Below are 25,924 nucleotides of genomic sequence, written 5' to 3' on the forward strand. Positions count from 1 at the left end.
TGTCCCTGCCCTTCTTAGCCTACAAGTTCTACGATCTTTTTAGCGCCTTCTGCCATTGTGCCGGCTGCGACAATATCAAGACCTGATTCGTTCAGCAGTTTTTTACCTAATTCTACGTTTGTTCCTTCAAGACGAACGACTAAAGGTACATTCAAGCTAACTTCTTTAGCTGCTTGGATAACGCCTTCTGCGATGATGTCGCACTTCATGATACCGCCGAAAATGTTAACGAAAATTCCTTTTACATTCTGATCTGAAAGAATGATTTTGAAAGCTTCCGTTACTTTCTCAGCAGTGGCACCGCCCCCAACGTCAAGGAAGTTAGCGGGTGTTCCGCCGTAGTAGTTGATCGTATCCATTGTTGCCATAGCAAGTCCGGCGCCGTTAACCATACAGCCGATATTCCCATCTAAAGAAATGTAGCTTAAGTCATACTTAGAAGCTTCAATTTCTTTCGCATCTTCTTCGTCGTAGTCGCGCATTTCCATAACGTCCTGATGACGGTAAAGAGCGTTTGCATCAAAGTTGAATTTCGCATCCAATGCTACTACTTGTCCGTCTCCAGTCACCACTAATGGGTTGATTTCAACGATGGCTGCATCTGTATCCGCGTATGCTTGATACAAACCAAGCATAAGTTTAGCTGCTTTGTTCACCAATTTAGCCGGGATGTTCATGTTGAATGCCATGCGGCGAGCTTGGAAACCAGTAAGTCCTACAACCGGATCGATTTCTTCATAGAAAAGGCGTTCCGGAGTATTTGCTGCTACTTCCTCGATATCCATTCCGCCTTCTTCAGAACCCATAAGAGTTACGCGAGAAGTTTCGCGGTCTAGTACTAAACCAAGGTAGTATTCTTTTTGGATATCGCTTCCCGCTTCAATGTACAAGCGTTTCACTTCTTTGCCTTCAGGACCTGTTTGATGCGTAACTAACACTTTGCCAAGTAATTCCTTCGCATATGTACGCACTTCATCCAAGTTCTTCGCAAGTTTAACTCCGCCGGCTTTACCGCGGCCACCTGCGTGGATTTGGGCTTTCACCACAACAACATCTGTACCAAGTTCTTTAGCCGCTTTCACTGCTTCTTCCGGAGAAAAAGCTACATGGCCTTCAGGAACTGATACTCCATATTGCTTTAGGATTTGTTTTCCCTGATATTCATGGATATTCATCTGTCATCCTCCAATCAAACATCTGTCTCGTAATTTTATTGCCTCTACCATTGTATTAAAGTTGTCATCGAATGTCCACAGTTGATGATTATCGCCCTAAAAACTTAGACTATTCAAAATCCAATTTAATGTTTATAACGGTTTTTTCAGACGCTTCGACTTGATCGGCTCGAAAGTTTTGCGGTGGATCGGAGTTGCTCCGTATTGCGCAAGCGCCGCCAAATGCTCTTTTGTGCCGTATCCTGCATGATGTTCGAAGCCATACTCCGGATATTCTTTGGCGTATTGGTCCATGATGGCGTCCCGCCCTGTTTTTGCCAATATGGAAGCGGCTGCGATCGCCAAACTTTTCGCATCGCCTTTGATAATGGATTCGCAAGGCTGGTCAGTATTCAGCTTCATTGCATCCGCTAAAATAATGTGTGGCTGCGGAGTAAGGGATCGAGCCGCTGCTGTCATGGATTCTTTCGTTGCCTGATAAATATTCAGGCGGTCGATCGCTTCTGGCGATTGGCTATGAACCGCATAGCTCACCGCTATTTCTTTAATAATTTCAGCAAAATGATTCCGCTTCGCTTTTGATAATTTTTTAGAATCGTCAAGCCCTACGAGAGCTGTACAATCTTCCGGCAAGATAACGGCTGCTGTAACGACTGGTCCCGCAAGCGGTCCCCGCCCTGCTTCATCGATTCCGGCAACCAATGCCTGCGGATGGCTTCTGAATGATTCATCAAAAGCCAATTTTGCACCATGATTCTGCATCAGCTTCAACTTGGCTTCTTTTTTCCGCTGCCATGTTTTCAATAAGGCTTGAACGCTTTTCCGCTCATCTTTTTGCAGTTCATCCATCCACGCGTCCCATTCTTCCAATGCGGCTAATTTTGCTTTGATGTCATTAATTTTCTGCATGTTCTCAACTTCTTTCTGAATAGTTGTTTCCGGTTAAACGGCAAAAGAAAAGGCTGTGCCCAATTGCTTGAGAACAGCCTTTCATGTTTGGAATCATTCTTCCTCTTCCGTAATCATTTCGTCTTTGTAATCGAAAGTGATTTTCCCGAGATGCTGATTCCGGATATCGCGCACGATGATTTCTGCGGTCATTTCATAGTCCACTTCACCATCATTCGTTAAGCATCTTCTTTTCTTGCCGATTTTATCGAAAGTCTCGACAATCTCTTCATCTACCTGTTCAATTCCGTATCTTTCCAACAGACGCTCTGGGTAGCGCTGCTCCAGAAAGTTCAATGAATAAATCGCCAGCTCCTGCATTTGGATGACTGAGTCTTTGATTGCACCGGTTACGGCCAGCTTAAAACCGATTTCCGGATCTTCAAATTTCGGCCAGAGGATCCCCGGCGTATCGAGCAATTCGATTTCCTTGCCTACTTTGATCCATTGCTGCGCTTTTGTGACTCCAGGCATATTGCCGGTTTTCGCTAAGCTTTTTTTGGAAAGGCGGTTAATGAGCGTCGATTTCCCGACGTTCGGGATCCCAACGATCATGGCACGGATGGCGCGGGGCTTAATGCCTTTAGCAATCATCCGATCCCATTTTTCCGCAAGAATTTCTTTTGAAGCTTTTGTAACCAATTGCAGTCCTTTGCCTTCAAGTGAATTGATGGCAACGGCTCTTGTTCCTTGATCTTCAAAATATCGAATCCACTTTTTTGTTTCAGCATCATCTGCCATGTCCATTTTGTTTAATATGATCAAACGGGGTTTTTGCTGAATCACTTGGTCAATCATTGGATTTCGCGAAGATAAAGGCAACCGGGCATCCACAAGTTCGAAAATGATATCAACCAGTTTCAGTTTTTCCGTAACTTCTCTTCTGGCTTTGGCCATATGCCCAGGAAACCATTGTATCGTCATTAAAAACACTCCTTAATTAATAACCCCTGCTTCTGCCACTGGCCAGAACACGAAATTTGTACTGCCAATGACTTCGTCAATCGGAACAATTCCGATATGGCGGCTGTCTTTGCTGGCCCTCCGGTTATCGCCCATTACGAACACATAGCCTTCCGGGATCGTACTTTGGTTAATCTTCTCTTCTAAGGTAAAGTCTTCTGTTAAAGTTCCAGTAATGCCTTGTTTATACTCATCTAAATAAGGCTCATCGACCGCTTCTCCGTTAATGTATAACTGATCTTCCTCATAAGCGATATGGTCGCCCGGCATCCCGATGATCCGTTTAATGTAGTCTTTTTGTTCCGGTGCATGGAAAACGATAATATCGAATCTGTCCGGCTCTCCGACAATGTATCCGATCTTATTGACAATCATCCGATCCCCATGCTCCAAAGTCGGCATCATGGACTCTCCGTCCACCACAATCGGAGTGAAAAAGAAAAAGCGGATAATTGCAGCAATACCGAACGCGATCAGTAAAGCTTTAGACCATTCCCAAACCTCGTTTTTTTTCTTCGCTTCACGTTCCATCCATGTTCCTCCCTAAACTTTCTGTTTTAATTGTACAAGGATAATAAACTTTTAGCAAAGACAAAGAAAAGCTGAGATGCCTTGGCAGCCGCGACAAGCGCTGGAAGTCTTGGCGGTAATGGCGGTCTTTTGCCATTGCCGAGAAGACTGAAGCGACCTCGAGCGGCTAGGCGTCACAGCTGGACACTAAGAAAAGCGGAAACGGCCGTCTAGCCTCGACAAGCTTAACGCGGATTGCCGAAGCGGCGGTTTTTGCCGCACAGGCGAGACGACTTAAGACCTCGAGAGGCTGGCCGTTGCAGCTGGACACAAAAAGCGGAAACGGCCTCCGCCCCCGCTAGTTCTCGATCAACCATTTCTTTTAATACGCAAAAAGAAAGAGGGCGAATTCGCCCTCTTTCATCAGTGCAATCTTATCGAATTTCTTTGATGCGTGCTGCTTTACCGCGTAGGTTGCGCAGGTAGTACAATTTCGCACGACGTACTTTACCACGGCGAGTAACTTCAAGCTGTGCAATTTTTGGTGTGTGTACAGGGAATGTACGTTCAACACCAACACCATAAGAGATTTTACGGACAGTGAATGATTCACTGATTCCGCCTCCACGGCGACCAATTACGACTCCTTCGTATACCTGGATACGTTCGCGAGTTCCCTCGACAACTTTCACGTGTACACGAACAGTGTCTCCCGGACGGAAATCTGGAAGATCCGTACGAAGTTGTTCTTTTGTAATGTCTGCAATAATGTTTTGCATGTTTTTTTCTCTCCTTCTACAGATGCTCTTGCACACAATTGACTGTTGCAGCGGAACACCGTGATCCTGTACTTCACATAAAAGTACAAACTCCATAGTACCACCAAATCTTTTGTTCTGCAAGAGAAAATCTGCTTATCATTTTTTATTTTTCACTGCTTCTAAAAGCTTTTCTTGCTTCGGCGTCAATTCAAGCTTTTCCAATAGATCCGGACGCCGCTCCAATGTCCGCAGCAAGCTTTGCTGTTCTCTCCACTCTTCCACTTTCGCATGATTTCCTGAAGTTAGAACAGCCGGCACCTTCCAGCCGCGGAATTCTGCCGGACGGGTGTACTGAGGATGTTCCAGCATCCCGGTAGAGAACGAATCCTTAACAGGGGAGTCCGAGTTCCCCAGCACCCCTGGAAGAAGTCTGACGACACTGTCGATCACGGTCATTGCTGCCAGCTCCCCGCCAGTCAGCACAAAATCGCCGATTGAAATTTCATCCGTCACCAAATGCTCGCGGATCCGTTCGTCATAGCCTTCGTAATGGCCGCAGATGAAAATCAATTCCTCTTCTTTCGAAAGCTCTTCCGCTTTTGCCTGCGTAAAGCGCTCGCCTTGCGGGCACATGAGAATGACGCGGGGTTTGCGTTCTTTCGCTACGGTTTCCACCGCATTAAAAATCGGCTCCGGCTTCAATACCATTCCGGCTCCTCCGCCAAAAGGATAATCGTCCACTTGGCGTTTATTGTCCGCAAATTCCCGGATATCGACGATTTCCAGCGAAACCGCATTTTTTTCTTGGGCTTTTTTCAAAATAGATTGTTGGAAAACGCCTTCGAACATCGGCGGAAATAAAGAAAGGACATGTATATTCATCACGATAACAAGCCTTCCAATACTTCGATGACGATTTTCTTTTCATCAATATCGATTTCTTTTACGACATCTTCGATATAAGGGATGTAATGCTTCTTGCCTGTTTTCGGCGTGACTTCCCATACATCATTTGCTCCTGTTTCCAGAATTTCTGTGACGGTGCCGATTTCTTCGCCTTCAGTTGAAAATACGGTGCATTCCAAAATCTCATGATGGTAATAGGCATCGTCTTCCAATTCGGTCAGATCATGTTCAGCGATCCGCAAATAGGATTCTTTGAATTCCTGCACATCATTGATGTTCGGATACCCTTCAAAAGTCACCAGCTCAAAATTCTTATGCTGGCGATGGCTTGCAATCTTCACCATGATCGGTTTTTTGGCGTCTGGCTTGAATAAGCCCAGCTTTGTGCCAACCGCAAAACGTTCTTCCGGAAAATCAGTTCGGGACATGACCCGGACCTCGCCGCGAATGCCATGCGTATTGACGATTTTCCCTACATTAAACCACTTCACGCTAAAACACCCTTCCACTTCGGTTTTGGCTGCAAAAAAGGAAGGAACCTAGGCTCCTCCCTTTTTGTTAATCCACAATATCGACGTAAGTTTTTTTCTTATGATAATTGCCTGCTGCTGAATAGACCACTGAACGAATCGCTTTCGCAACACGTCCTTGTTTACCGATCACTTTCCCTGTATCTTCTGGATGCACGGAAAGCTTGTAGACGATACGGCTTGCGTTTTCGTCTGTTACAACTCGAACTTCATCCGGATGATCAACCAACGGTTTCACAATCGTTTCAATCAGCTGCTTCATAAGAAAAACTCCCTTACTTGCTTAATTTTTCGTTATGGAATTTCTCCATAATGCCGTTTTGAGAAAACAAGTTGCGTACAGTGTCAGATGGTTTTGCACCATCATGAAGCCATTTCAACGCTAATTCTTCGTCGATTTTCACTTCAGCTGGAACTGTTAGCGGGTTATAAGTACCTACTGTCTGGATTTGACGGCCGTCACGTGGAGCACGTGAATCAGCAACTACGATACGGTAAAAAGGAGACTTTTTAGCTCCCATACGTTTCAAACGAATTTTTACTGCCATTTCTTAAAGCACCTCCGAATAGTTTCACACAAGATATTATATTAGCAAGCTTTAAATAGTTTGTAAAGTATTTTTTCTTAACACCTGAAAATTTATTTAAAAAGTGAATCCAAACCAGGCATCGACATCTTCTTTTTGCCTTTTTGACTCATTCCAGACATCTGTTTCATCATCTTTTTCATGTCTTCGAATTGCTTTAAAAGGCGGTTGACGTCTTGGATCGTTGTGCCTGATCCCCGTGCAATCCGTTTGCGGCGGTTTGCATTGATGATTTCAGGGGAAGTTTTCTCCTGCTTGGTCATCGAACGGATAATCGCTTCGACGCGCCCCATTTGGCTTTCATCCACTTTCGCGTTTTCAAGCCCTTTGATCTTATTCGCCCCTGGGAGCATTTTCAGAATTTCATCCAACGGCCCCATCTGTTTGACTTGCGTCAATTGATCAAGGAAATCATCGAATGTAAATGAAGACGTCCGGAATTTCTCTTCCATTTCCTTCGCTTTCGCTTCATCAATATTCGACTGTGCTTTTTCAATCAACGACAGCATATCGCCCATGCCTAAAATACGGGAAGCCATGCGTTCTGGATGGAACGGTTCAAGCGCATCCATTTTTTCGCCCATACCGACAAATTTAATCGGTTTCTGGGTTACTGAACGGATGGAAAGTGCAGCACCGCCTCGCGTATCGCCGTCGAGTTTCGTCAACACGACTCCGGTTATGCCGATTGAATCGTTGAAATTCTGCGCCACATTGACCGCATCTTGCCCAGTCATGGAATCGACGACTAAGAAAATTTCATCCGGTTCTTTCAAAGCACGGATATCCTTCAGCTCCTGCATCAAATCTTCATCAACGTGAAGACGGCCGGCTGTATCGATGATGACCGTATCCAAATGCTCTTGTTTTGCATATTCGATTGCCTGGCGCGAAATCTCGACTGGCGAGATATCTGTGCCTTTTGAAAATACCGGCAATGACAATTGCTTGCCGATCGTTTCCAATTGCTGGATCGCCGCTGGACGATAGACGTCTGCCGCAACCAATAAGGGCTTGCGGTTGTTCTTTTTGCGCAATTGGCTTGCAAGTTTGCCGGTCGTCGTCGTTTTACCTGCCCCTTGAAGGCCGACCATCATGATGACTGTCGGCTGTTTGGTTGAGAACTCGATCTTGCTTTGTTCTCCGCCCATCAATTCCGTCAATTCATCTTTAACGATTTTAACGACCTGCTGGCCCGGCGTTAAACTTTGCATAACATCTTGGCCGACAGCGCGTTCACTTACTTTCTTCACGAATTCCTTGACTACTTTTAAGTTAACATCCGCTTCGATTAATGCGAAGCGGACTTCGCGCATCATTTCTTTTACATCTGCTTCAGACACTTTCCCTTTGCCTTTGATCTTTTGGATGGTGCCTTGCAGACGTTCAGCTAAGCCTTCAAATGCCACTATTTCCGCCTCCTAATCCAACTCTTTTAATTGATTGAGAAATTCCCGGACACGCTCTTCTGTAATCGGCTCTTTTTCAAAGTCCGCAACCAATTCCTGGCGCTTTTGGAACTTCCCGAATAATTGCAGCTTCGCTTCGTACTCTTCAAGCATCGCTTCGGTCCGGCGGATATTATCATAGACCGCTTGCCTGGTGATGTCGTAAGCCTCGGCTATTTCCCCTAATGAATGATCGTCCAAATAATAGAGCATCATATAGCTCCGTTGCTTGGGCGTCAGCAACTCCTGATAGAAATCAAACAAATAATTCATGCGTGTCGTTTTTTCCAATCCCATCATCGCTGCTCACCTCACCTGCTCTACTGACAACAATACTGAAAACTCCATATTCCGTCAAGTAATTTTACTTGTCTGCCTCTTCCATCTCTTCTTCTTTATCAAGCCCTTCTGCAAATAGGCCGTAAACGTATTTTTGCGGGTCGAACGGCTGCAAATCATTCATTTGCTCGCCAAGACCGACAAACTTCACCGGAATGTTCAGCTTTTGGCGAATCGCTAAGACGATGCCGCCTTTTGCAGTGCCGTCCAGTTTTGTCAGGACAATCCCTGTTACGTTCGTCACTTCTTTAAAGGTCTGTGCTTGCACCAAAGCGTTCTGGCCCGTCGTTGCATCAAGAGCCAGCAGCACTTCATGCGGCGCTCCCGGGATTTCACGCGAAATCACACGGTGGACTTTTTCCAGTTCATTCATCAAATTGACTTTGTTTTGAAGCCGGCCTGCCGTATCGCAGATCAGCACATCGACACCGCGCGATTTTGCTGCACGGACAGCGTCATACATGACAGCAGCCGGATCTGAGCCTTCGCTTTGTTTGATGACATCGACACCGACGCGCTGCCCCCAAATATCCAATTGTTCAATTGCCCCTGCACGGAACGTGTCCCCGGCTGCAAGCAGCACAGATTTTCCTTCATTTTTGAGGCGGTGGGCCAATTTTCCAATCGTGGTCGTCTTGCCGACGCCGTTTACGCCGACGAATAAGATCACCGTTAAGCCATCAGCAAATTTCAGTTCATTGATTTCTTCTTCGCCGCCTTGGTAGATCTCCACTAATTTCTCCGAGATGACCGATTGGACGCGCGACGTATCCTTTACATTTTGGCGCTTTACTTCAAAGCGCAGCTGATCCATCAATTCCATGACTGTTTCAAAACCGACATCCGCCTGAAGCAGGATTTCTTCCAATTCCTCGAAGAAATCCTCATCCACTTTGCGGTATCTAGCCACTAAATCATTGATTTTTGATGTAAATCCAGTACGGGTTTTTGTTAACCCCTCTTTATATTTCTCTGTCGACTCTTCCGCTTCCGCGTTGCCGGCAAATTTATCTTTTAATTTTTTAAAGAAACTCACAAAACCACTCCTTTTTAAATTTCTTCCTGCAGTTTAACAGAAACCAGTTTGGAAATCCCGGACTCCTGCATCGTGATGCCGTAAAGCACATCTGCGCCTTCCATCGTCCCTTTGCGGTGCGTGATGACGATGAATTGGGTGTCTTCGCTGAATTTCTTTAAATACTGGCTGTAGCGGACAACGTTTGACTCATCAAGCGCCGCCTCCACTTCATCCAATACGCAGAACGGGACGGGACGGACTTTCAAGATCGCAAATAACAGCGCAATGGCCGTCAACGCCCGTTCGCCTCCGGACAATAAATTCAGGTTTTGAAGTTTTTTGCCAGGAGGCTGTGCAATAATGTCCACACCCGTCATCAATAAATCGCTCGGATCGGTCAAAACGAGGTCCGCTGCGCCGCCGCCGAACAATTCTTTGAAAACGCACTGGAACTGCTTGCGGATTGCATGGAATGTTTCATCGAAACGGCTAGTCATTTCTTCATCCATTTCTCCGATCACTGTGCGCAGCGTATCTTTCGCTTCGTTCAAATCATTTCGCTGGTCGGTCAAGAACGTGTGGCGTTCAGATACGTGATCGAATTCTTCAATGGCTCCAATATTAACCGGCCCTAATTCTTCGATTGATTGCTTCAGCAATTTCACTTTCTTGCGGACGTTCTCTTCTTCATCTTTCAAATCGAATTGCTTCGCTTGTTCCAGTGAAAGTTGATAAACATTTTCCAATTGGGCAAGGAAAGTTTGGATTTGAACGTCTATCCGAGTCGACTTCACTTCACAGATGCGAATCGCTTCGACGAAGCCTTTATAGAGGCGCTGCAGTTCTTTCAAACTTTCCTCCAGCCCGTTCATTTCTGTTTGGCTCGCCAGGCGTTCTGCCTTCAAAGCTTCGATAGCCGCTTGCTCCACTTGTTTCTTTTGGGACCATTTTGAAATCTCTGCCAGGATCTCTTCATCCGAATAAACCTTAGCGGCTTCTTCCGATTGAATCCAATCCAATTCTTTTTGAAGATCCTGCAATTTGCGGTCGCTCTTCAATTTACGCTCAAGAAGCTCCGCTTCGCTTTGGACTAATTGGGATACGCGTTCTTTGACGACTGCGTATAAAGATTTTTGGTCAGCCAGTTTTGCCATCACAGCATCCCGTGCTGTTTCGTTTTGCTGCTTGAAATACGACAATTCATCGATTTGAGAAGAAACCGAAACAAGTTCTTCCCCGATTTCACCGAGGCGTTCAGCTGCTGTTTCTTTTCGCTTCGCCACTTCGGTCAGATCAAAATCTTTATTGCTTTGTTCTGCTTGGAATAAACGAAAACGGTCTTTCGTAGATTTCAACACGGCATCAACTTCACGCAAAGTCATCGCGCGTTCCGCTTCTAAATCACGGTATTTTTCACCTTCAGAACGCAGGTTGTTCAAGTGCTGCTCCGTTTCATGGACTTGCGACTGCTCTTGGCTCACCGTTTTCTCTGCCTGGTCGATGGTTTCCGCAAGCTCAGCCGATTGAAGGATCAATTGCTCAAGCTCCGCTTTTCTCGTGAAAAACGAGGCCCCGGTTTTATTGGCGCCGCCGGTCATCGAACCGCCGGCATTGACAACATCCCCTTCGAGGGTGACGACACGGTAACGGCTCATGGTCAATTTAGAAATGGCCGAAGCCCCTTTTAAGTCTTTTGCCACAATGACGTTCCCGAGCAGGTTTTCGATAATCATTTGGTAATGCGGATCGTAGCTGACAAGCTCATAAGCCATGTTGACGAACGAAGGATGCTGCTTGATGGCCGAAATGGAAGACTCCGCAATTTTGCGGGATTTCATCACCGTCATCGGCAAGAACGTCGAACGTCCAGCCCTCTTATTGCGGAGGAATTCGATCGCTGAACGGGCATGCTGCTCATTTTCGGTAATGATATGCTGGCTCGAGGCCCCTAAAGCGGTTTCAATCGCTTTTGCGTAGCTTTGGTCCACTTGTGCGATTTCCGCTACAGCTCCAACGATTCCATCGAGCAAGCCTTTATCGCGGGCGACGAGCACTTCACGAACGCCTTGGAAGAACCCGGAGAAATCCGCCTCCAATTCCTGCAAAGTCTGAATGCGCGCACCTAATTGCTTCTGGGACTGGTAGGCTTGGAAAAGCATCGATTGCTTCTTCTCATATGCTGCTTTGAGTTCCATAAAAGTGTTTTCTGTCGTTTTATAAAGTGCCCGTTTTTCAGCCAGAAGCTTTTGGATTTCTTGATGTTTCTTTTCTGCATGGGCCTTCTCGGTTTCCAGTTTAGCAAGTTCTTTCGAAAAGTCCGCTTGCTGCACAGCAATGCGGCTGCTCGATTCCGATAATTGCAATTCCTGAAGTTCCAGGTTTTTCAATTCGTTCCGGACTGTCGCCTGTTCATTCATCAATTCGATATAAACCGATTTCTGTGATTCGATGTCTTCTTCGATATCCCCAGGTGTCCGGTTTAATTGATCTTGCAATTGCTTGATAGCAATTTGGGCTTTTCGCTGTTCGGCTTTGCGTTCTTCCAACAGGTGCAATTGAGCCACATGCTTTTGCTGCAGCTGACTGTTCTCCTCTTGTTCAGCAGCTAATGTATCTTGAAGCTGCTGCGCTTGCCGGTGAGCGTTGTTCTTCTTTTCCGACATCAATAATTTGCGGCCTTCCCATTTCTCAGTTTCGCCGCTCGCTTGCACTAAGCGGTTTTGGGAAGCGTCAATTTCAGTATCCAATTGGGCTAATGAACGGCGAATCTTTTTAACTGCCTGTTCTTTTTCTTCAATTTCCTGGCCCAATTGCTGTTCTTTTTCTGAATGGTTTTTTGTATCTTCCTTCAGTGAAGCCATTTCCTCTTCAAGGCGGCTAATATCAAAAGCCAAGAGCGCAATATCTGCATCTTTCAGCTGCTCGCTCATGTCCAGGAAATCGCGCGCTGTTGAAGCTTGTATTTGAAGCGGCTCCATCCGGCTATCCAGCTCATGCAGGATGTCGAGCACACGATTCAGGTTTTCATCGGTTTCATTCAGCTTCAGCTCCGCTTTTCGTTTGCGCTGCTTGTATTTCAAAACACCAGCCGCTTCTTCAAAAATCGAACGGCGTTCTTCTGCTTTGCTGTTTAAGATTTGATCGACGCGCCCTTGGGAAATGATTGAAAAAGCCTCTTTTCCAAGGCCGGAATCCATAAACAAATCCGTAATGTCTTTTAAGCGGCAATTTTGTTTATTGAGCAGATACGCACTTTCGCCACTTCGAAAAACCCTCCGAGTTACACTGATCTCACTGTAATCGAGAGGGAAACGGCCATCCGTATTATCGAGTATTAACGTAACTTCTGCAAAATTCAGGGCTTTTCTTGAATCGCTGCCTCCGAAGATGACATCTTCCATTTTCGCCCCGCGCAATGATTTGGCGGATTGTTCGCCGAGCACCCAACGGATGGCATCGGTCACATTGCTTTTTCCGCTGCCGTTGGGGCCGACTACCGCGGTTACACCTGGAACAAAATCGATGCCGATGCGATCGGCAAAGGATTTGAACCCCATAATTTCTAATCTTTTCAAAAACATTATTGATCCTCCACTGCTTCCTGCAATTTTTGGATTGCCAGTTTAGCTGCTTGTTGTTCCGCCTCTTTTTTTGAGCGGCCATTTCCGATTCCTAATTCTTTCTCTGCCAGCGACACCCGCGTCACGAAAATGCGGCTATGGGCTGGACCTTTTTCTTCAATGATTTCATAGCTCAATGCACCATTGTTCTTTTGCTGCACCAACTCCTGCAATTGGCTTTTATAATCCATCACATGCGAAAAAGCACCGGTTTCCACTTTAGGAAACAAGACGATATCCAAAAATGCCACTACCGGCTCCAACCCTTGATCCAAGTAAAGAGCTCCGATAAAGGATTCAAACACATCCGCTAAAAGCGCTGGACGAGTACGCCCTCCTGTCAATTCTTCCCCTTTTCCAAGAAGAATATATTGGCCGAAGTCCAACTCATTGGCAAACAAAACCAAAGAAGGCTCACAAACGATTGCGGCTCGCAATTTGGTCAATTCCCCTTCGCTCATTTGTGGATATTTCGAAAACAAGTAATGGGATACCGATAATTCCAAGACAGCATCGCCTAAAAATTCCAGGCGTTCATTGTCTGTATAATATCTTCTCCGATGCTCATTCACATAAGATGAATGCGTGAATGCTTGATAAAGCAATGCAGGTTGCTTGAAATGGATATTCAATTGTTCTTGCAGCTCATTAAATGCGGCACGCTCCGTTTCTTTTAGCGTTCCGTTTTTCTGCTGGGTAGGTTTTCTTTTCATTGCCATCTTTTATCTGCCTTCCTTTGACGTTCTTCGTTTAATTTTACCTTTTTTCAAGGCATTGTGCAAAAAATGTATAAACTGTGCTGTCTCTGTTCTTTTGCCAGCGGAAGCATTAAAAAGCCAATGAAGAAAAAGCATGGCCTTTTCCTCATTGGCTTTATATTTCGGCTCATTTGACAGCCCTCTATACTTCGAAAAATATTATGCTTGTTTTTTCTCAATATAAGTTACTGCGTCGCCTACTGTAGACATGCCTTCTGCGTCTTCGTCAGAAATTTCCATGTCGAATTCGTCTTCAAGTTCCATAACCAATTCAACCACGTCCAAAGAATCCGCTCCTAGGTCACCAGTGAATGAAGCTTCAAGTTTCACTTCGTTCTCTTCTACTCCAAGACGATCCACGATTACTTTTGTTACTCTCTCTAGTACTGTTGCCAATGTCGTCACCTCCCCTCAAATCAGTATACAAAATTTCCTGCTACATGACCATTCCACCATCAAGATGAAGTGTTTGGCCAGTCATATAAGAAGAATCGTCAGATGCCAGGAATAAAGCCGCTTTCGCCACTTCTTCCGGCTTGCCGAAACGCCCTAACGGAATTTGGGAAAGCATCGCCTTTTGGATATCGTCCCCTAAAGCATCCGTCATATCCGTCGTGATAAATCCTGGCGCTACGGCATTAGCCGTAATATTGCGGCTTGCAAGTTCCCGTGCTGTCGTCTTCGTCAAGCCGATCACGCCCGCTTTAGCGGCTACGTAGTTTGCCTGTCCGGCATTGCCCATGACGCCGACAATCGACGCAATATTAATGATTCTGCCCGCCCGCTGCTTCATCATTTGGCGCGTAACGCCTTTTGTGCAAATGAAGACGCCTTTTAAATTCGTATTGATGACGTCATCCCATTCGTCGTCTTTCATGCGCATCATCAAGTTATCACGCGTGATTCCTGCGTTGTTAACAAGAATATCAATGGAACCAAATGCTTTCATCGTTTCATCAATCATTGATTTGACCGCATTGGAATCGGAAACATTGGCTTTAACCGCAATGGCTTCTCCGCCCTTTTCCTGAATCTCCGCTACAACCGCTTCCGCTTTTTCTTGGCTGCCGCTATAGTTCACAACCACTTTTGCGCCGGCTTCTGAAAATTTGCGGGCGATTTCAGCGCCGATTCCTCTCGACGCTCCCGTAATAATCGCCGTTTTGCCTGCAAGTTTGCTCATTTCCCCAGCTCCTCTACCGCTTTTTCAAATGATTCCAGGTCATAGACCGGCAATGTAACAACCGATCGATCGATTTTCTTCACCAAGCCGCTTAATACTTTTCCTGGCCCGACTTCAACAAATACCGTCACGCCAAGATCAATCATTTCACGAACGGACTGTTCCCATAAAACCGGGGAGTACAATTGGCGTACAAGCAAATCTTGAAATTGCGTCGCATGCGTTTCGCTTTTTGCTGCCACGTTTGTGATGACCGGGATTTCTGCATCTTTCAGGAAAGTTTGGCTAAGCACTTGAGACAAATCCTGAGAAGCCGGGCGCATCAATTCTGAATGGAAAGGACCGCTGACGTCCAAAGGAATCGCCCGTTTAGCGCCTCGTTCTTTCGCAACGACGCAAGCTTTTTCAACGCCCGCTTTCGTTCCGGAAATGACAATTTGCCCGGGACAGTTTAAGTTCGCTAATTGCACCACTCCGTCTGTATCCGTCACTTCATTTGTCACTTTTTCCAGTTCTTCGCTATCCATCCCTAATATCGCCGCCATCGCCCCTTCGCCTGCAGGCACTGCTTCGTTCATAAACAATCCGCGTTTATGGACAATGGCGACCGCTTCTTCAAAAGGCAATACGCCAGATGCGACCAACGCGCTGTATTCACCTAAGCTATGGCCGGCCGTATAATCCGGCACAATGCCTGCGCGGTTCAAACGCTCGGTAATCATTGCGCTGACTGTCAGCAATGCCGGCTGTGCATGATATGTAAGTGTTAAATTTTCTTGCGGCCCTTCAAGCATCAATTCCGATAAATTGACGCTCAACGCTGCATCTGCTTGATCAAAAAAGCTTCGGCTCGTTTCATCCGAGAGGAAACTTTCGCCCATCCCGACTGCCTGAGAACCTTGCCCAGGGAAAATAAATGCAATTTTACTCATCTTGGTTCTCCTTTTTTAGCGTACTGTATATCGTTCCCGTTACATCAAATTCCACCATAGTGCGGGTTTGGCGGATCGCATTGAATAATGCCGTAGAATTGGAAGAACCATGTGCTTTAATCACTGGCGCTTTCAGTCCGAACAAACCGGCACCGCCGTATTCGCTATAGTCCAACATCCCTTTAAGCCCACCAATTTCATCTTTTACGAGAAATGCCGCCACTTTTGTTTTGGCAGATGACATAAAGACTTTTTTGATCATCGAGAAGACGTTCATCGCTGTGCCTTCGATCGTTTTCAACACCATATTCCCGGTAAATCCATCCGTCACCACTACATCTGCTATCCCGTTCAGCAAATCGCGGGATTCAACGTTTCCAACGAAATTGATCGGCGCTTCTTTTAAAAGCGGAAATGCCGCTTTCGTCAAATCGTTTCCTTTTTTCTCTTCCGTGCCGATATTCAATAAGCCGACCCTTGGATTTTGGATCCCTCTCACTTTTTCAGCGTAGATGCTGCCCATGACAGCATACTGCACTAAATGTTCCGGCCGCGCTTCCGCATTCGCTCCCATATCCAGCATGACGAAGCCTTGCCCGTCCATTGTCGGAAGTGTCGGCGCTAATGCCGGCCGGTCTACCCCGTCAATGCGTCCGACTACAAATAATCCAGCAGCCATTAAAGCACCTGTATTTCCTGCGCTGACACATGCATCGGCCCGCTGTTCTTTAACTGCTTGTGCCATCTTCACCATCGAAGAATCTTTTTTTCTTCGAACTGCACGAACCGGGTCATCCGTCCCTTCGATCACTTCTTCACAATGAATGATTTCCAGACGCTCATGTTCTTTAAGGAAAGGCTGCATTTTTTCCTGATGGCCGTATAACTGTACCGCCAAGTCAGGAAACTCGTCCAATGCCTTATAGACCCCTTCTATAATTTCTTTCGGGGCGTTGTCTCCACCCATTCCATCTACAGCTATTTTCACTCTTCGTCACCTTCGCTTTGTTCTGTCATTCGGTACATTTCAAACGTACCGATAAAAACGGTCACTTGATCCACTGAAGAAACGACTTTTACATAAGCCCGATTCTTTTCCGGATTGCGGTCCACCACTTGCGCTTTCGCAACTAACCGCTGCCCCGCCTTGACCGGTTTTAAAAATTGAAGCTCAGACTTAACCGTCAGAGCCAATTCGTCGTTCATCACTGCAACTGCCAATGAATTCGCCTGGGCGAACAGGTGGTGGCCGCGGGCAATCTGATTGCGCTGGAAAACATGTTCCGGCTTCACATCAAATATCGAAATTGCTCTTTCGTCCAATTCTATATCTATGATTTCACCGATCACTTCATCAATCGGCAACGATTTCACTTCGTCATCAAATGTTTTTACGGCCACATGCTTGATCCGCTCCCGAAGTTCAGGAATTGATAATTCCAGCCGGTCAAGCCGGATCGTCTGCACACTGACTCCAAATTCCATCGCCAATTCCTCGTCTGTCACAAACGGGTTTGCTTTGATCGATTGGATCAGCGCTTCTTGCCGCAATTTTTTAGGTCTTTTCACATTGTCACCGCCCGCTATTAGCACTTGGTACTAATATGAGTATATAAACAACAAAAAAAGAATGCAAGGATTATCTTGAACCCTGCATTCTCAGTCGAGCCTTCCGAGAGCCAATGCTCCCGATTCCTCCAATTGTTCACGAAGGCACCGAGTTTCTTCACCCACCCAGAATTCTTCGCTGTTGATCATCGTTTCCGCATCTTTCCGGGCTGTTTCAAGCGCCCGGTAATCGTGGATTAAATCGGCCATTTTAAATTCCGGCAATCCGCTTTGCTTACGGCCGAAGAAATCTCCAGGGCCCCGAAGCTGCAAATCTTTTTCAGCGAGCACGAAACCATCATTCGTTTCCGTCATGGAAGTCATCCGCTCTTTCCCGACTTCGGTCTTCGGATCTGCCAATAACACACAGAACGACTGGTCGCTGCCCCGTCCGACCCGCCCACGCAATTGGTGAAGCTGGGACAAGCCAAAACGCTCTGCATCATAGATTAGCATGAACGTAGCATTCGGGACGTTGACCCCGACTTCGACAACCGTGGTAGAAACAAGGACGGCAATTTCGCCTTCTGTAAAAGAGCGCATCGTCTCTTCTTTTTCATCAGCAGGCAAGCGCCCGTGCATCAACCCTACTGTATGCTTGCCATGGAAATAACTTGAGAGCTGCTGGAACAAATCGACCGCATTTTGGAAATCCAGTTTATCGGACTCTTCGATCAACGGACAGATGACGTAAGCTTGCCGCCCGGCAGCCAACTCTTTTTCCATCCGGCCGACAATTTTGCCGAACATATCCTTTTTCATCCAGAAGGTTTGGATTTCTTTTCGGCCGACCGGCATTTCGTCAATCACCGACACATCCATTTCTCCGAATGCAGAAATCGCCAACGTTCTCGGAATCGGAGTGGCAGTCATAAACAGCACATCCGGATTATAGCCTTTATCTTTTAGGACTCTCCGTTGGTCAACGCCGAAACGATGCTGTTCATCCGTGATGACAAGACCTAACTTTCTAAAACGCACATCCGGTTGAATCAAAGCATGGGTGCCGATCAAAATATTGATTTCCCCGGAAGCAAGGCTCTCCAAGATCAATTGGCGTTTCTTTCCTTTCACCGATCCTGTCAACAGCGCAATATTCAATCCAAATGGTTCAAACCACTGGGCAAGCGTGTTGGCATGCTGTTCTGCAAGGATTTCAGTCGGCGCCATCAAGGCGCCTTGAAGTCCCGCCGTTACAGCCGCATATAAAGTAATGGCCGCAACGACTGTCTTCCCAGATCCTACATCTCCTTGCAGCAGCCGGTTCATGCGGAAAGGTTCTTTCATGTCTTTGCAGATTTCATTGACCACCCGCTTTTGAGCGTCTGTCAAGTCGAACGGCAACGTTTCAATAAACTGCTTGAGGCGATTTAAATCGTAATCGATAAACGAGCCGCCTTCTTCTTCCCGGTTCTTTTTTCGAAGTGCTTGCATCTTCAATTGGAACATTAATAATTCCTCGTAGACAAAGCGCCGCCTAGCTTGCTTTAATGCTTCGCCATCAACCGGAAAATGGATACATTCCAGCGCTTCGCCTACGGACATGAGGTGATAAGTTTGCCGCAGGCTTTCAGGCAAACAATCTTCCAAATCCGTTTTCGCTATATCCAATGCTTGCCGCATCAATTTCCGGAACGTTTTTTGATAGATGCTGCCTTTCAAGCTATAGACCGGTTCAAAATCCACTCCGTCCGTACGCGGCCCGATGGTATGGCTGGACACCGTGATCACTTGGCGGCCGCGGTCCCATTTGCCGGTTAACGTGATGATTTCCCCAATATGCAATTTTGCTTTGACGTATGGCTGGTTAAAGAAAATCGCCTTGATCAGATGCCTGCCGACCATGACTTGCACTTGCGTCCGGGATTTGTTCTTCCCTAAAAAAAGGACGGAAGGTTCACTTTCGACCCTTCCCTCCACTGTTACCCGTTCATTATGAGGCGTATCAGCCAAATCTTTCAGCTGAAAATCTTCATGGCGGTAAGGAAACGTCATGATGAGATCATGGATCGTTTCAATTTTCATTTCCTGAAGTGTTTCGGCAGCTTGTTTGCCGACCCCTTTTAACGTGGCGACAGAATCTTTACTGCCCACTGCCTACCACTGCTCCACCGAAAATTTTCGACTCCAGCCATTTGCCCGTAGGTGTCGCAGCTAGACCGCCTTTAGCAGTTTCCCGCAAAGCGCTTGGCATCGATTGGCCAATTTCAAACATCGCGCCGATTACTTCGTCGCAAGGAATGCGGCTCGTCACTCCAGCTAGCGCCATATCGGCCGCTACGACGGAGTTTGCCGCTCCCATCGCATTTCGTTTCACGCATGGCACTTCCACTAATCCCGCCACTGGATCGCAGACAAGGCCTAGCATGTTCTTCATCGTAATGGCAAAAGCTTCGGATGATTGCTGCGGTGTACCGCCAGCCATTTCCACAATTGCAGCCGCAGCCATTGCTGCAGCCGAACCGACTTCTGCCTGGCAGCCTCCTGCCGCACCGGAAATCGAAGCATTGTTCGCTACGACAAAACCGAATGCGCCTGCCGTGAATAGGTAACGGATCATTTGTTCACGCGTCGGATTTAATTTATTCTTCACAGAAAACAATGTACCCGGAACAACGCCCGCTGAACCTGCAGTCGGAGTGGCACAGATAGTGCCCATCGCCGCGTTCACTTCGTTTGTTGCCACTGCTTTACTGACGGCATCTAATAACAAGTCGCCGGAAAGCGCATTTCCTTTTTTCATGTAAGCCTGCAATAAGACGGCATCTCCGCCGGTTAATCCTGAAACCGAATGAACGCCGTTCAAACCTTTTTCGATCGCTTCTTCCATGACAGTCAAGTTACGGTCCATCTGTTTCATGATTTCTTCACGGGACCGATCCATCAACAGCATTTCTTGTTCAATCATGATTTCTGAAATCAATTTATTTTCTTGTTCCGCCCGTTCCACTAATTCTCTTACATTGCGAAATAATGCTTCCACAATTGAAACCCCCTTCTTAATCGGCAATTCTTGTGACTTGCATGATGTTCGGCAAGTCTGAAAGCTCGTCAAGTATTTGCCGGTCGACATTCTGGTCGATTTCGATGAACATTAATGCCATATGCCCTTTTTCTTTTCTTGAAACTTCCATATGCCCGATGTTGATATCGTATTTATATAAACAATTCGCTACGTTTGCAATACAGCCGGAACGGTCTTCATGAACCACCAATATGGCCGGATGGTTGCCGGATAAACGCAAAGGAAACCCGTTCAATTCCGTAATTTCAATTTTTCCTCCGCCGATGGAAATTCCCATTAAAGACATTTCCGACTGCTCGTTGCCAATGACGATGCGCGCAGTATTCGGATGATCCACATGGCCTGTCTCCGGTATGAATTCAAAGCTCATCCCCAGCTTTTCCGCTTCTTCAAAAGAAGTTTTGATACGTTCATCAAACGTATCATAGTCCAATAATCCCCCTACAATTGCCACATCCGTGCTATGGCCTTTATAGGTTTCAGCAAATGAACCGTATAAATGGATTTTAGCCCATTTCGGCTGCCGCCCGAATAAATCTCTCGCCACTCTTCCAATTCGCGCAGCTCCCGCTGTATGCGAAGAAGAAGGACCGATCATGACCGGTCCTATAATATCAAAAACAGATTTGAACTTCATTGCCCAAACCCCTTTCTATCGGTTACTTATAGCTTCAGTTTACATGATTTTGCGCTATTTAACAAAAATAAAAGGAATTGCCCCAAAAGTGATATGGGAGAATTCCTTTTGCGGCAAATCTAGCGCAGTGAGGCAGGAGCCATAGTATTCTGCTGCGCATTATTAGAAATAAAAGGCTGTCCAATAAGTGATTGCTCAACTCATTGGACAGCCCTTCCTCGTTTCTATTCCACAGAAATAATATAGGGATATAACGGCTGTTTCCCATTATGGATTTCTACTTCAACATCTTCGTTAAGTGATTCGATAAAGGCGCCTAAAGATTCAGCTGCCTCTTCAGTTGTATCGTCCCCGTAAAGGATCGTGACGATTTCAGCATCTTCATCAATCAGCTTTTTCACCAATTCTTCAGCAACCTGCTCGAGGCTTGAATCCGAAATGACGATTTTGCCTTCTGATATGCCCATGAAGTCATCTTTTTTGATTTCGATGCCGTCAATCGACGTATCGCGGACCGCGAAAGTCACAGACCCTGACTTTACTTGCTTCGATGCGTTTTCCATCAATTGAAGGTTTTCTTGGACCGATGCCTCTGGATTGAAAGCCAGAAGCGCAGACATTCCTTGCGGCACATCTTTTGTCGGCACGACTGCTGCTTCGATATCAAGCAATTCTGCAGCTTGCTCCGCTGCCATGATAATGTTTTTATTGTTTGGCAAAATCAGTACGCGTTCAGCATTGATCGAACGGATGGCATTAACGATGTCTTCTGTAGAAGGATTCATCGTCTGCCCGCCTTCAATCACATACGAAGCACCGATGCTGCGAAGAAGTTCTGCTATCCCTTCGCCCATCGCTACTGTGACTACCGCATATGGATGCGAGCTCGGGGCAGCCGGCTGTGCTTTTTGGAAGCCTTCTCCGACGATATCGATATGCTGCTGGCGCATATTTTCGATTTTCATGCTGATCAAGCTGCCGTAGTTTTGTCCATATGTAAGAACTTTTCCAGGCTCTTCCGAATGGATATGGATTTTTGCAATTTCATCATCCGAAATGACAAGAAGCGAATCTCCGTATTCACTTAAATCTGTACGGAAAGCAGCTTCGTTGAATTCTTTTTTGCCTTCTTCGAATTTCACCATGAATTCTGTGCAATAACCGAATTTGATATCGGCCGTATCCATAAAGCCTGCAATGTTTTTATGGTGCTCCGCACTTACTAAATCATCCATCGTATTATGGGCATGCTTTTCTGGCAGCTGTTCGCCTTTCAGGCACGCCAAAAATCCTTCGTATACATAAACGAGCCCTTGGCCGCCGCTGTCGACAACGCCAACTTCTTTCAATACTGGAAGCAAGTCGGGTGTACGTTCTAGCGATGCTTTCGCTTCTGTTACTACTGCTTCAAACAAAACGACGATATCTTCTTCTTTGTTCGCGAGTTCCATTCCTTTAGCAGCCGCATCTTTTGCGACGGTTAAAATTGTTCCCTCAACCGGCTTCATCACTGCCTTATAAGCTGTTTCTACTCCATGTTGAAGCGCTTCTGCCAATTTCGCAGCAGAAAGTTCAGATTCATTAGCAATATATTTGCCGAATCCACGGAATAATTGCGAAAGGATAACGCCCGAGTTCCCCCGTGCGCCCATCAACAAGCCTTTTGACAAAGCTACTGCTGTTTTGCCGATATGCTCTTCGGCATTCGCTTTTGTTTCTTTCGCGCCGGATGTCATCGACAAGTTCATATTTGTCCCGGTATCGCCGTCCGGCACCGGGAATACATTTAATGCATCTACATAGTCCGCATTCTGGAACAGATGGTGAGAACCCATCTGCACCATTTCCGCGAATTGAATTCCATTTAATGACTTCATAGCCGTTTTTTCCTCCTCTTACGGATTCGTGACGCGAACCCCTTGAACATAAATATTAACTGCCTTGACTGGCATGCCAAGCGTTTTTGTTATCGTATATTTGACTTTGGACTGCACTTGATATGCAACTTCGGAAATCTTTGTTCCGTAGCTGATGATGACATACATATCAATTAAGAGATCTCCATCTTCTTGGCGGACAATGACTCCTTTTGCAAAATTTTCTTTTCGCAGAATATCGGTTAATCCGTCGCGGATCTGATGTTTTGTCGCCATCCCTACAATTCCGTAGCATTCAATAGCTGCTCCGCCAGCGATTTGTGCAATCACATCATTGGAAATATCGATTTGTCCGTATTCATTCTTTAATTCAATCGACATGAGAATTCCTCCTTGAGTCCTATTTCACTTCTTCCATTCTACATGAAACCATTATACAAGAAAAGCCGTCGTTTAGGGTGTAAAGGTTTTTTTCTTGAAAGACCTTCAAAATTAGTTGCAAAGCAATAATGTGTGTGGTAAATTATTAAAGTATGTGAAACGAAAAACGAACTGAAATTCTATTATAATTTTCAGCTTCACTTGTGAGGAGGGACTTACATGCCTAAAGTATGTGCAGTTAGTGGACGCAAAGCCCGCGCCGGAAATGCCCGTTCACACGCGTTGAATTCGACAAAACGTACATGGGGAGCAAACCTTCAAAAAGTTCGTATCCTTGTAGACGGTAAACCGAAACGTGTATGGGTTTCTGCGAGAGCATTGAAATCAGGAAAAGTTGAGCGCGTATAATCGCTCATGAATAATGCCAGGTTGACTTTTGTCAGCCTGGCATTTTTTCATGCGTTCATTTCATCGCTTTGTTTCAACTCATTCTCTGCATCCGAACTTTCAATCATGACACAACTGCCTTTTGAAAATTTTATGATGCCCTCTGCCGCCAGTTCATTGCTGATGAAGCGGGTCGATCCGAAAGGAATTGTTTCATTGTCCACTTCGTATTTGAAATGGGTCAATGAAAATCCTTCAACGGTTTCCGCAAACGGATAAAAGGAAATAAAGCGGTATTTTTCATTTGCCCAGATCCGGTGTGAACCGGGTGCCAGAAAACGGATGCGGTTCTGCCGATTGACCAGTATAAATTCGGTATCCGGAAATTTCTGCTGGATCTGGTAGATGGCATGAAGCGAACTCATATAATGGTCCAGCCTTCCGCCTGTCACTCCCGTAACAATCACTTGCACAGGTGAAAACTCCATCGCTTTCACGAGTGCAAGTTCCGTATCCGTCTCGTCTTTCTCAGACGCTGCTCGGTCAAGAGACGGGAAAAGCGCTTCAATCCGCTTCATCTCAGAAGCTGTCACCGAATCAAAATCGCCGACAGCGGCAACCGGGCGTATACCTCGATCCAATAACACAATCGTCCCCGCATCCACTCCAATAAACGCGGCTCCTGCCCATTCCGAAAAATCCGGCAACTCAGACGCTGGCCCTCCTGCTGTCACGACGACAATCACGAAATCGCCTCTTCTCCAGCCTTCTTAATTTTCTGCAATGCGCTAGCACGGTCCGGTTTGCTGTAAATCGCAGATCCAGCCACAAACACATTCGCTCCGGCTTTCGCACATGGAATAATGGTTTCTTCATTGATGCCGCCATCAATTTCGATGTCGATGGACAAGCCTTTATCACGGATAATTTTAGACAGCTGTTCCACTTTCGGCACGACCGATTCAATAAATTTCTGGCCGCCGAAGCCCGGGTTGACCGTCATGAACAACACCAAATCGATATCTTCCAAAATCGGCAAAATCGCTTCAACCGGCGTATGCGGATTTAATACCACTCCCGGTTTGACGCCGAAAGAACGGATCAATTGAATCGTACGGTGCAAATGAGGGCTCGCTTCTACATGGACCGTGATGTAATCGGCTCCAGCTTTTGCAAAATCCTCGATGTAGCGGTCTGCGTTTTCGATCATCAAATGGACGTCGAATGGCAGTTTCGTCAACGGCCGGATCGCATCCATTACGACTGCGCCAAATGAGATATTCGGCACAAAATGGCCGTCCATCACATCAATGTGGATCCAGTCAGCTCCTGCTGCCTCGACTTCGCGGACTTCTTCGCCCAGTTTAGAAAAATCTGCTGCTAATATAGAAGGTGCAATTTTAATCATTTGAATACCTCGGCTTTCGGCTCATAATTTCTTCTAAAAACTTCAAATAGTGCTTGTAGCGGTAATCCTTGATTTCTCCTGTTTCCACTGCTGCTTTTATGGCGCATTTAGGTTCATTCAGGTGAAGGCATTCCCGGAATTTGCAGTCATTCGACTTTTCCGCCATTTCAGGGAAACATGCAGAAAGCTCTTCTTTTTCCATCGTATCGAATTCAAATGAACTGAATCCCGGCGTATCTGCCAGCAAGCCCTTGTTCACTTCGATCAATTCCACATGGCGAGTCGTGTGTTTCCCCCGGTTCAAGGCTTTTGAAATATCGTCGGTCTTCAGTTCCAGTGAAGGTAAAATCGTATTCAAAAGCGTTGATTTTCCAACGCCGGATTGGCCAGCCAAGACGCTGATTTTCCCTTCTAAAGTAGGCATGAGACGCTCTTGGAGCTCCAAATCGCCTTTATACGTCGGGATGACTTCGTATCCAATCTTCTCATAATCTGCAATAAATTCGCTGATTTTTTGTTTTTCATGCTCTTGCAGCAAGTCCATTTTCGTTAAGCAAATGATCGGCTCGATGGAATGGTATTCGATTGCCGTCAAAAACCGATCCAATAGGAGGGGATGAAAATCCGGCTGTTTGGCAGAAAAAACGAGAAGTGCTTGATCCACGTTTGAAATAGGCGGACGGACAAGTTCATTTTTGCGTTCATAAACGTGCAAAATCGTCCCTTCTAAATCGTTGTCCGCTTTGTAATCGACGTAGTCTCCTACAAGCGGTGAAATTTGGCGGTTGCGGAATACTCCGCGGCCTCGGCATTGGATGTATCGTTCTCCATCCTCGTCCAAAACATAGTAAAATCCGCTTAACGCTTTTCTGATTTGACCTTTCGGCATGCTTTCACTCCTTTTGAATTGAAGTAAAGAAATT

General features: G+C 46.1%; 28 protein-coding genes. 1 reads left to right on the forward strand and 27 read right to left on the reverse strand.

Translation table 11 applies throughout. From position 1 onward, the window contains the following. Window positions 1–14 precede the first annotated feature (14 nt). The 24 genes from sucC to AC2EXB_RS12605 all read right to left on the reverse strand — a co-directional run bounded on the left by sucC (window position 15) and on the right by AC2EXB_RS12605 (window position 23,206). On the reverse strand, window positions 15–1,175 hold the full coding sequence (gene sucC / locus AC2EXB_RS12490; protein WP_483601745.1) for an ADP-forming succinate--CoA ligase subunit beta: 1,161 nt from the start codon (window positions 1,173–1,175) through the stop codon (window positions 15–17). A gap of 132 nt (window positions 1,176–1,307) precedes the next feature. Then, the gene (locus AC2EXB_RS12495; protein WP_483601747.1) at window positions 1,308–2,084 is read right to left on the reverse strand and encodes a ribonuclease HII; all 777 of its coding nucleotides are present in this window, start codon (window positions 2,082–2,084) and stop codon (window positions 1,308–1,310) included. A gap of 93 nt (window positions 2,085–2,177) precedes the next feature. Beyond that, window positions 2,178–3,047: a ribosome biogenesis GTPase YlqF gene (gene ylqF / locus AC2EXB_RS12500; protein WP_483601749.1), complete on the reverse strand. Its 870-nt coding sequence runs from the start codon at window positions 3,045–3,047 to the stop codon at window positions 2,178–2,180. A 12-nt stretch (window positions 3,048–3,059) separates the two neighbouring features. Next, window positions 3,060–3,617 (reverse strand): signal peptidase I, encoded by a 558-nt coding sequence (lepB, locus tag AC2EXB_RS12505; RefSeq protein ID WP_235196582.1) that lies wholly within the window; start codon window positions 3,615–3,617, stop codon window positions 3,060–3,062. Window positions 3,618–4,030: 413 nt separating this feature from the next. After that, window positions 4,031–4,375 (reverse strand): 50S ribosomal protein L19, encoded by a 345-nt coding sequence (rplS, locus tag AC2EXB_RS12510; RefSeq protein WP_204892511.1) that lies wholly within the window; start codon window positions 4,373–4,375, stop codon window positions 4,031–4,033. A 138-nt stretch (window positions 4,376–4,513) separates the two neighbouring features. Next, on the reverse strand, window positions 4,514–5,239 hold the full coding sequence (gene trmD / locus AC2EXB_RS12515) for a tRNA (guanosine(37)-N1)-methyltransferase TrmD (protein WP_483604748.1): 726 nt from the start codon (window positions 5,237–5,239) through the stop codon (window positions 4,514–4,516). Next, window positions 5,239–5,754 (reverse strand): ribosome maturation factor RimM, encoded by a 516-nt coding sequence (rimM, locus tag AC2EXB_RS12520; RefSeq protein ID WP_235196583.1) that lies wholly within the window; start codon window positions 5,752–5,754, stop codon window positions 5,239–5,241. The genes trmD and rimM overlap by 1 nt, the downstream gene beginning before the upstream one ends. A gap of 67 nt (window positions 5,755–5,821) precedes the next feature. Next, on the reverse strand, window positions 5,822–6,055 hold the full coding sequence (locus tag AC2EXB_RS12525) for a KH domain-containing protein (protein ID WP_235196584.1): 234 nt from the start codon (window positions 6,053–6,055) through the stop codon (window positions 5,822–5,824). Window positions 6,056–6,068: 13 nt separating this feature from the next. After that, window positions 6,069–6,341, reverse strand: a complete 273-nt coding sequence (rpsP, locus tag AC2EXB_RS12530) for a 30S ribosomal protein S16 (protein ID WP_052651220.1) — start codon at window positions 6,339–6,341, stop codon at window positions 6,069–6,071. A 92-nt stretch (window positions 6,342–6,433) separates the two neighbouring features. Further along, window positions 6,434–7,789, reverse strand: coding sequence for a signal recognition particle protein (gene ffh / locus AC2EXB_RS12535; protein ID WP_235196585.1), 1,356 nt, complete (start codon window positions 7,787–7,789; stop codon window positions 6,434–6,436). A 12-nt stretch (window positions 7,790–7,801) separates the two neighbouring features. Beyond that, window positions 7,802–8,125 (reverse strand): putative DNA-binding protein, encoded by a 324-nt coding sequence (locus AC2EXB_RS12540; protein WP_251474399.1) that lies wholly within the window; start codon window positions 8,123–8,125, stop codon window positions 7,802–7,804. A 67-nt stretch (window positions 8,126–8,192) separates the two neighbouring features. Continuing rightward, on the reverse strand, window positions 8,193–9,203 hold the full coding sequence (gene ftsY, locus AC2EXB_RS12545) for a signal recognition particle-docking protein FtsY (protein ID WP_251474402.1): 1,011 nt from the start codon (window positions 9,201–9,203) through the stop codon (window positions 8,193–8,195). A 14-nt stretch (window positions 9,204–9,217) separates the two neighbouring features. After that, on the reverse strand, window positions 9,218–12,766 hold the full coding sequence (gene smc / locus AC2EXB_RS12550; protein WP_483601753.1) for a chromosome segregation protein SMC: 3,549 nt from the start codon (window positions 12,764–12,766) through the stop codon (window positions 9,218–9,220). Then, a complete protein-coding gene (gene rnc / locus AC2EXB_RS12555) occupies window positions 12,766–13,524 on the reverse strand; it encodes a ribonuclease III (protein ID WP_483601755.1) in 759 nt (252 codons plus the stop codon). Before rnc ends, smc begins: the two co-directional genes overlap by 1 nt. Before the next feature lie 198 nt (window positions 13,525–13,722). After that, window positions 13,723–13,959 (reverse strand): acyl carrier protein, encoded by a 237-nt coding sequence (locus AC2EXB_RS12560; RefSeq protein WP_235196588.1) that lies wholly within the window; start codon window positions 13,957–13,959, stop codon window positions 13,723–13,725. Window positions 13,960–13,999: 40 nt separating this feature from the next. After that, window positions 14,000–14,746 carry a 3-oxoacyl-[acyl-carrier-protein] reductase gene (gene fabG, locus AC2EXB_RS12565; protein WP_483601757.1) on the reverse strand — a complete coding sequence of 249 codons (747 nt, stop codon included), beginning with the start codon at window positions 14,744–14,746 and terminating at the stop codon, window positions 14,000–14,002. Continuing rightward, the gene (gene fabD / locus AC2EXB_RS12570; RefSeq protein WP_235196591.1) at window positions 14,743–15,678 is read right to left on the reverse strand and encodes an ACP S-malonyltransferase; all 936 of its coding nucleotides are present in this window, start codon (window positions 15,676–15,678) and stop codon (window positions 14,743–14,745) included. Before fabD ends, fabG begins: the two co-directional genes overlap by 4 nt. Next, window positions 15,671–16,666, reverse strand: a complete 996-nt coding sequence (plsX, locus tag AC2EXB_RS12575; RefSeq protein ID WP_483601759.1) for a phosphate acyltransferase PlsX — start codon at window positions 16,664–16,666, stop codon at window positions 15,671–15,673. Before plsX ends, fabD begins: the two co-directional genes overlap by 8 nt. After that, window positions 16,663–17,247: a transcription factor FapR gene (gene fapR / locus AC2EXB_RS12580; RefSeq protein ID WP_235196592.1), complete on the reverse strand. Its 585-nt coding sequence runs from the start codon at window positions 17,245–17,247 to the stop codon at window positions 16,663–16,665. Before fapR ends, plsX begins: the two co-directional genes overlap by 4 nt. Before the next feature lie 90 nt (window positions 17,248–17,337). Continuing rightward, the gene (gene recG, locus AC2EXB_RS12585) at window positions 17,338–19,380 is read right to left on the reverse strand and encodes an ATP-dependent DNA helicase RecG (RefSeq protein ID WP_483601761.1); all 2,043 of its coding nucleotides are present in this window, start codon (window positions 19,378–19,380) and stop codon (window positions 17,338–17,340) included. Beyond that, window positions 19,370–20,269 (reverse strand): L-serine ammonia-lyase, iron-sulfur-dependent, subunit alpha, encoded by a 900-nt coding sequence (gene sdaAA / locus AC2EXB_RS12590; protein WP_483601763.1) that lies wholly within the window; start codon window positions 20,267–20,269, stop codon window positions 19,370–19,372. Before sdaAA ends, recG begins: the two co-directional genes overlap by 11 nt. Before the next feature lie 16 nt (window positions 20,270–20,285). After that, window positions 20,286–20,948, reverse strand: coding sequence for an L-serine ammonia-lyase, iron-sulfur-dependent subunit beta (gene sdaAB / locus AC2EXB_RS12595; protein ID WP_483601765.1), 663 nt, complete (start codon window positions 20,946–20,948; stop codon window positions 20,286–20,288). Window positions 20,949–21,172: 224 nt separating this feature from the next. After that, the gene (locus AC2EXB_RS12600; protein WP_483601767.1) at window positions 21,173–22,825 is read right to left on the reverse strand and encodes a DAK2 domain-containing protein; all 1,653 of its coding nucleotides are present in this window, start codon (window positions 22,823–22,825) and stop codon (window positions 21,173–21,175) included. Window positions 22,826–22,843: 18 nt separating this feature from the next. Next, entirely contained in the window at window positions 22,844–23,206 is a 363-nt protein-coding gene (locus tag AC2EXB_RS12605; RefSeq protein ID WP_235196595.1) for an Asp23/Gls24 family envelope stress response protein, read from the reverse strand. Between the two features lie 219 nt (window positions 23,207–23,425). Here AC2EXB_RS12605 and rpmB point away from each other — a divergent pair, with 219 nt between their 5' ends. Then, the gene (gene rpmB, locus AC2EXB_RS12610; protein WP_235196596.1) at window positions 23,426–23,614 is read left to right on the forward strand and encodes a 50S ribosomal protein L28; all 189 of its coding nucleotides are present in this window, start codon (window positions 23,426–23,428) and stop codon (window positions 23,612–23,614) included. 47 nt (window positions 23,615–23,661) lie between these two features. On the opposite strand, the gene AC2EXB_RS12615 is transcribed toward rpmB, so the two are convergent. The 3 genes from AC2EXB_RS12615 to rsgA are packed head-to-tail and all read right to left on the reverse strand — an operon-like array spanning window position 23,662 to window position 25,890. Next, window positions 23,662–24,339 carry a thiamine diphosphokinase gene (locus tag AC2EXB_RS12615; RefSeq protein ID WP_483601770.1) on the reverse strand — a complete coding sequence of 226 codons (678 nt, stop codon included), beginning with the start codon at window positions 24,337–24,339 and terminating at the stop codon, window positions 23,662–23,664. Further along, complete coding sequence (gene rpe, locus AC2EXB_RS12620) at window positions 24,336–25,001, reverse strand: ribulose-phosphate 3-epimerase (RefSeq protein ID WP_235196598.1); 666 nt, start codon at window positions 24,999–25,001, stop codon at window positions 24,336–24,338. The genes AC2EXB_RS12615 and rpe overlap by 4 nt, the downstream gene beginning before the upstream one ends. Continuing rightward, window positions 24,994–25,890, reverse strand: coding sequence for a ribosome small subunit-dependent GTPase A (gene rsgA, locus AC2EXB_RS12625; RefSeq protein ID WP_483601772.1), 897 nt, complete (start codon window positions 25,888–25,890; stop codon window positions 24,994–24,996). Before rsgA ends, rpe begins: the two co-directional genes overlap by 8 nt. Window positions 25,891–25,924: the final 34 nt, after the last annotated feature.

It is taken from the genome of Planococcus alkaliphilus (assembly GCF_057031095.1).